Origin of the sequence: Pseudomonas sp. NDM (genome assembly GCF_003105095.1) — a bacterium.
GTDB lineage: Bacteria > Pseudomonadota > Gammaproteobacteria > Pseudomonadales > Pseudomonadaceae > Aquipseudomonas > Aquipseudomonas moraviensis_A.
The window spans coordinates 1-7,022 of record NZ_QETJ01000212.1 but is presented as its reverse complement, the minus strand read 5'-3'; the positions used below and the strand labels follow the sequence as shown (position 1 = coordinate 7,022).

Annotated in this window: 4 protein-coding genes and 2 pseudogenes; 3 read left to right on the top strand and 3 right to left on the bottom strand. The window is 62.2% G+C overall.

The genetic code is table 11. The annotated features are described in order from the left end of the window. Positions 1-72: 72 nt before the first annotated feature. On the bottom strand, positions 73-822 hold the full coding sequence (locus DCO47_RS24700) for an ABC transporter substrate-binding protein (protein WP_083353210.1): 750 nt from the start codon (positions 820-822) through the stop codon (positions 73-75). A gap of 145 nt (positions 823-967) precedes the next feature. On the opposite strand from DCO47_RS24700, the gene dnaX reads away from it, so the two are divergent. Continuing rightward, positions 968-3,064, top strand: coding sequence for a DNA polymerase III subunit gamma/tau (gene dnaX, locus DCO47_RS24695; protein ID WP_116659126.1), 2,097 nt, complete (start codon positions 968-970; stop codon positions 3,062-3,064). A 66-nt stretch (positions 3,065-3,130) separates the two neighbouring features. Then, positions 3,131-3,241: pseudogene (locus DCO47_RS24690) on the top strand (YbaB/EbfC family nucleoid-associated protein); the annotation flags it as partial. On the opposite strand, the pseudogene DCO47_RS24685 reads toward DCO47_RS24690, so the two are convergent. Continuing rightward, a pseudogene (locus tag DCO47_RS24685) lies at positions 3,224-3,904 on the bottom strand (glucokinase); the annotation flags it as partial. The pseudogenes DCO47_RS24690 and DCO47_RS24685 overlap by 18 nt on opposite strands. Next, the gene (gene edd, locus DCO47_RS24680) at positions 3,901-5,727 is read right to left on the bottom strand and encodes a phosphogluconate dehydratase (RefSeq protein ID WP_016773527.1); all 1,827 of its coding nucleotides are present in this window, start codon (positions 5,725-5,727) and stop codon (positions 3,901-3,903) included. The pseudogene DCO47_RS24685 and the gene edd, both read right to left, overlap by 4 nt. 220 nt (positions 5,728-5,947) lie before the next feature. Here edd and gap point away from each other — a divergent pair, with 220 nt between their 5' ends. Continuing rightward, positions 5,948-6,949, top strand: a complete 1,002-nt coding sequence (gap, locus tag DCO47_RS24675) for a type I glyceraldehyde-3-phosphate dehydrogenase (RefSeq protein WP_116659125.1) — start codon at positions 5,948-5,950, stop codon at positions 6,947-6,949. Positions 6,950-7,022: the final 73 nt, after the last annotated feature.

Here is a 7,022-nt window from a genome sequence, read left to right as displayed (position 1 = left end):
CGATAGCGTCCGGCCAGCCAATCATCATTTGACTGATACACCGCTATCGCGAGCAGGCTCACTCCTACAGGGTTATGGGGTGTGTTGGGAGGTGCCGGTGTAGAGCCGGATGATCTCATCTATCTCGCCGGACATTTTCATCCGCAGCAACGTGCGCAGAATCCGCTGCACCGGTACCTTCGGGTCGTTCCTCACATAGCAGCCGATATGCTGTTCCTGCAGCACCGCGACCCCTCGCAACTGCTGCTCCGGCAGCAGGCGCTGATTGATCCAGTCCAGCGTCCACTGATTGCTCACCGCGTAGCGATAACGGCCGGCGAGGAGCTTTTCCAGCACCTGTTCCTGATTGCGCGCGTCTTCGCGTTGCAACCGGTCGGTGTCGAACAGTGATTGCAGCGTCGGGTAGCTGTAACCGAGGACGGTGCCGATGGCCTGTCGCGGCAGATCGGCGGGATTGATCTGCGCCGATTTATCTTCGCGGCTCACCAGCAGGTCGCGCTGAAACCACAGCGGCACGCTCCAGATGTAATCGCCGGACTGATTCGGCAGCCACGACTGTGCGGCATAGCAGCGCACGTCGATGTCGCCGTGTTCCATGGCGCTCTGGACCCGTGCGCGCGGCAGGACGATGAACTGCGCCGGCGCGCCGACCTGGGTCGCCAGGCTGAGGAGGATGTCGTGCAGGATGCCCTGGGTCGGCCTGCCGCTTTCCAGTTGCACCATCGGCATCGCCCAGCTGTCCGGCACGGCGAAGCGCAACGGCGCTTGCGCTGCCATCGCGTTGAGGCTGATTCCCAGCAATGCCCCCAGGGCCCACCGCATAAACGCTCCGGTCATTCGCCGTCCCGAGCCGATAAAAGCCTCTGCTGATGCAGCTTAGCCATATTAGACGAGGACACCGGATGCAATTTTGCCCTTGCTCCGCTAGCATTAGCCGCTTCTGCTTCCTTCGCTGCGACGGTTTTCGATGAGTTATCAGGTTCTTGCACGTAAATGGCGTCCGCGCTCGTTCCGCGAAATGGTCGGCCAGACCCATGTGCTCAAGGCTCTGATCAATGCCTTGGACAGCCAGCGGCTGCACCACGCCTACCTGTTCACCGGGACGCGCGGGGTCGGCAAGACCACCATCGCGCGGATCATTGCCAAGTGCCTGAACTGCGAGACCGGTATCACCTCCAGCCCCTGCGGCGAATGTTCGGTGTGCCGCGAGATCGACGAAGGCCGTTTCGTCGACCTGATCGAGATCGACGCCGCCAGCCGCACCAAGGTCGAAGACACCCGCGAACTGCTCGACAACGTGCAGTACGCGCCAAGCCGTGGGCGCTTCAAGGTCTACCTGATCGACGAAGTGCACATGCTTTCCAGCCATTCCTTCAATGCGCTGCTGAAAACCCTTGAAGAGCCGCCGCCCTACGTCAAGTTCATCCTGGCGACCACCGATCCGCAGAAACTTCCGGCAACGATTCTTTCGCGCTGCCTGCAGTTCTCCCTGAAGAACATGACGCCCGAGCGTGTGGTCGAGCATTTGACCCACGTGCTCACGGCGGAAAACGTACCGTTTGAAGACGATGCACTGTGGCTGCTTGGCCGCGCTGCTGACGGCTCGATGCGCGACGCCATGAGCCTGACCGATCAGGCCATTGCCTTCGGCGAAGGCAAGGTGCTGGCTACTGACGTACGGGCGATGCTCGGCACCCTGGATCACGGTCAGGTCTACGACGTCCTGCATTCATTGATCGAAGGTGACGCCAAGGCGCTGCTCGAAGCCGTGCGGCATCTGGCCGAGCAAGGTCCGGACTGGAACGGCGTGCTCTCGGAAATTCTCAACGTGCTGCACCGTGTGGCCATCGCTCAGGCGCTGCCGGAAGGCGTCGACAACGGCCACGGCGACCGTGATCGGGTGTTGGCTTTGGCCCAGGCGTTGCCGGCCGAGGACGTGCAGTTCTATTACCAGATGGGCCTGATTGGCCGCCGCGACTTGCCGCTGGCGCCGGACCCGCGTGGCGGCTTCGAGATGGTCCTGCTGCGAATGCTGGCGTTCCGACCCGCGGATACGGCGGACGCGCCGAGGCAACCGCTAAAGCCAGTGGGGATCAGCCAGGCCACAGTTGATTCCGCAAACTCCGTGGCTGCCGCGCCGAAGCCTGCGCCGGTGGTCGCTGCGGTTGTTGCGCCAGCGCCCGTGGCTGAGCCTGCGCCGATAACCGCGCCGACTGCCGAGCCGGAACCTGTTGCGCCGGTTGTCGAAGCGCAACCGGAGCCTGAGCCGGTCGCCGTAGAAGCCGTGGTCGATCTGCCGTGGAACGACCCGGTTGAAGCCGAGCCCGAGCCTGAGCCGGCGCCGGCACAGCAACCTGCCGTCGAGCCGGTGCTGGAAACCGCTGGCGAACAGCCCGAGCTGCCGCCAATGCCGTTGCCAACCCCGGACAGCGTGGTGCCGGACGCGCCGGAGTGGGCCGCCGCGCCGATTCCCGAGCCGTCCGTCGCTGACGTCGATGCCGCCACGCCAGGCATGGACATGGACGACGAACCGCCGCTGGACGAGGACTACATCGAGCCGGACATGGATTCGGCCTACAGCTATCTCGACGAACTGGCCAGCGAACACGCCGCCGATCCCGAACCTGAACCCGAGCCGGAACCTGCCGCCGCGCCGGCAACCGGTCTGGCCCTTCAGTGGCTGGAGCTGTTCCCGAAACTGCCGATTTCCGGCATGACCGGCAGCATCGCCGCCAACTGCACCTTGATTGCGGTCGACGGCGATAATTGGCTGATGCACCTTGATCCGGCTCACAGCGCACTGTTCAACACTACGCAACAGCGTCGTCTCAACGACGCGTTGAACCAGTTCCACGGGCGCACGCTGACGCTGACCATCGAGCTGATCAAACCCGAACAGGAAACCCCGGCCCAGGCCGCTTCCCGTCGCCGCGCCAATCGGCAGCGCGAGGCGGAGGAATCGATCCATGGTGATCCGTTCATCCAGCAGATGGTTCAGCAGTTCGGTGCGGTGGTGCGAAGCGATACTATTGAACCTGTCGACGCCTTGGTCACCCAAGGCTAATAACTGAAGGCGCTCGGCCGCGATGGCCGGGCGCTGTTTTATCCAAGTACGTTTGAGGTGATTCCCATGATGAAAGGTGGCATGGCCGGCCTGATGAAGCAGGCGCAGCAGATGCAGGAAAAAATGGCCAAGATGCAGGAAGAACTGGCCAACGCCGAAGTCACCGGCAAGGCCGGCGGCAGTGATGGCTTCCGGCGTCTCGAGCGTCGGCTCATGGCCATCCACCGCACAGATCGCCCGGTACAGCCGCGGCAGGCCGCCGCCGCTCAATGCGGTTTCCGCGCTGACATGGCCGATCTCGTTGTGGATGTGCTGCCACAATTGCGTTTCCCGCGGGCTGCTCAGTGGCAGGTCGACGTGGCCGCCCTCGCCCGGCAGCGCGGCAAAGCGACCTCCGCCGAGATCGAGCAGGGTGCCGACACCCAGGCCAGTGCCCGGGCCGATCACCACCGCCGGGCGCAACGGCTCCGGCGTGCCTTCGCAGACCACGCGGAATTCGCCCGGCTGCAAACGAGTCATGCCCAGTGCCATCGCCGAGAAGTCGTTGGTCAGCAACAATTGGTCGACCTGCAAGGTCTTGCAGAACGCGCTGCGACTCAGCCGCCAGTGATTGTTGGTGAACTTGAATTCGTCGCCGCTCACCGGTCCCGCCACCGACAGGCACACCGAACCGATTGAACCCGGCGCCAGGCCAAGCCCGCTCAGGTACAGGCCGATCGCCTCTTCCGGCGTGGCGAAGTCGGCCGTGGCCAGCACCTGAACCGATTGCAGTTGCTGGTTTTGCCACAACGCGAAACGCGCGTTGGTGCCTCCGATGTCACCGACCAAAGCCAGTTTCAATTAAGCGTCTCCAGGGCAGAAGTGAAGGCGCTGGCGCCCTGCTCCGCCGAGCTGAAGGCCATGCGCATGAAGCCAAACAGCTCGCGGCCGCTGCCAATGTTGTTGCCCAACAGGCCCTTGGCAGGTTCGCGCGCTGCAAATTCGGCGGCGTCGACCTTCAGTTCCAAGGTGCCTTTGACGCCATCGACGCGGATGATATCGCCCTCTTGCACCCGCGCCAAAGCGCCACCGACATAAGCTTCGGGGCTGACGTGAATCGCCGCCGGGATTTTCCCTGACGCGCCGGACATGCGCCCGTCGGTCACCAGCGCGACTTTAAAGCCGCGATCCTGCAGCACGCCGAGGAACGGCGTCATCTTGTGCAGCTCCGGCATGCCGTTGGAACGCGGGCCCTGGAAGCGCATCACCGCGACAAAATCCTTCTCCAGCAGACCGGCCTTGAACGCATCGGCCAGATCCTGCTGATCCTGGAAGACCATCGCCGGTGCTTCGACGATCTGGTTTTCCAGCGCGACGGCAGACACTTTCATCACGCCGCGACCGAGATTGCCTTCCATCACCCGCAGTCCGCCTTCTTGCGAGAACGCACGGGATACCGGACGGAGGATGTTTTCGTCGAGGCTGTCAGTCGGGCCTTCGCGCCAGACCAGCTCACCGTTATCGAGGAACGGTTCCTTGGTGTACTGGCTCAGGCCATGACCGAGCACGGTGTTGACGTCTTCGTGCAGCAGACCGGCGCCGAGCAGTTCGCGAATCAGGAACGACATGCCGCCGGCGGCCTGGAAGTGATTGATATCAGCTTTCCCGTTCGGGTAGACGTGGCTCAGAGTCGGCACGACTTCGGAGAGGTCGGCCATGTCTTGCCAGGTCAGTTGAATGCCCGCGGCCATGGCGATGGCCGGCATGTGCAGGGTGTGGTTGGTCGAGCCGCCAGTGGCGTGCAGGGCAACGATGGAGTTGACCAGCGCCTTCTCGTCGACGATTTCGCCGATCGGCATGAAGTTGCCGTTCTGCTTGGTCAGGCGCGTGACCTGGTGCGCGGCTTCGCGGGTCAGCGCGTCGCGCAACGGTGTGTTCGGGTTGACGAAGGACGCGCCCGGCAAGTGCAGGCCCATGACTTCCATCAGCAACTGGTTGGTGTTGGCGGTGCCGTAGAACGTGCAGGTGCCCGGGCTGTGGTAGGACTTCATCTCCGATTCCAGCAGCTCTTCACGGGTGGCCTTGCCTTCGGCGTACTTCTGGCGGACGTCGGCTTTTTCCTTGTTGGAAATCCCCGAAACCATCGGCCCGCCCGGGACAAAGATCGTTGGCAAATGACCGAAGCGCAGCGAGCCCATCATCAGGCCCGGAACAATCTTGTCGCAGATGCCGAGCATCAGCGCACCATCGAACATGTTGTGCGACAGCGCCACGGCGGTCGACATGGCGATCACTTCGCGACTTGGCAGGCTCAGTTCCATGCCCGGCTCGCCCTGGGTCACGCCGTCACACATCGCCGGAGTGCCGCCGGCGAACTGGCCGACCGAGCCGATCTCGCGCAGGGCGTTCTTGATCTGTTGTGGGAAAACTTCGTATGGCTGATGCGCCGAAAGCATGTCGTTATACGAAGACACAATGGCGATGTTCGCCGAGTTCATCATCCGCAGGCTGTGCTTGTCTTCCGTGCCGCACCCGGCCACGCCGTGGGCGAAGTTGGCGCATTGCAGCTTGCCGCGCATCGGCCCGTCGGTGGCGGCGCCGCGAATCAGTGCAAGGTAAGCCTGACGCGTGGCGCGGCTGCGGGCGATAAGCCGTTCGGTGACCTCAAGAACGCGGGGATGCATGTGTAGAACTCCAGGCTAACGGATGTGGCGACCTGATTGTCTATGCTGGTCAAACGCCGTTGTTGTTGGAATGACAGACGGCTTTTTTGACCATTCGGACCAGTTGATTCAGGTCACTCGTTGTAGATAAAACAAAATATTGCCACTAAAAAGGCTTGTTTTCTATTTTTATGCGAATAATCTTGTAATTCCAACAACAAAACGACGGCGGCGCTGTTCCATGACTCTTCGAATCGCAATCAATGGTTTTGGCCGCATCGGCCGTAATGTCCTGCGCGCACTGTATACCCAAGGCTATCGTCAAGACCTGCAGATCGTCGCGATCAACGATCTGGGTGACAGTTCGATCAATGCCCATCTGCTCAAATATGACACCGTCCACGGCACGTTCGACGCCGAAGTGGCCCACGATAACGAAAGCCTGACGGTCAATGGCGACCGCATCGCGGTCAGCGCCATTCGCAACCCGGCCGACCTGCCATGGGCCGCGGAAAAGATCGACGTGGTCTTCGAATGCACCGGTCTGTTCACCGACCGTGCCAAAGCCGCCGCGCACATCAGCGCCGGCGCCCGCAAAGTGATCATCTCCGCTCCGGCCAAAGGCGCCGATGCCACCGTCGTTTACGGCGTCAACCACGACATTCTGCGCCAGTCGCACCAGATCATCTCCAACGCTTCGTGCACCACCAACTGCCTCGCGCCAGTGGCGCAGGTGCTGCATCGCGAGCTGGGCATCGAGAGCGGTCTGATGACCACCATCCACGCCTACACCAACGACCAGAACCTTACCGACGTCTATCACAGCGACCCGTACCGCGCCCGTTCGGCCACGCAGAACATGATCCCGAGCAAGACCGGCGCTGCCGAAGCGGTGGGCCTGGTGCTGCCGGAACTGGCCGGCAAACTGACCGGCATGGCCGTGCGCGTACCGGTGATCAACGTGTCGCTGGTCGACCTCACCGTGCAACTGAAGCAAGAGGCCAGCGCCGACGAAGTCAACGCCCTGCTGAAAGCGGCCAGCCAGCATTCGAAAATCCTCGGCTACAACACCTTGCCGCTGGTTTCCAGCGACTTCAACCACAACCCGCTGTCGTCGATCTTCGACGCCAACCACACCAAAGTCAGCGGCAAGTTGCTCAAGGTGCTGGCCTGGTACGACAACGAATGGGGCTTCTCCAACCGCATGCTGGATAACTGCCTGGCGTTGTGTAACGCGGAATAATTGCGGGTATCCCCAAACCTGTGGGAGCGAGCCTGCTCGCGAAAGCTTTCTGTCAGTCGATATGGAATTGACT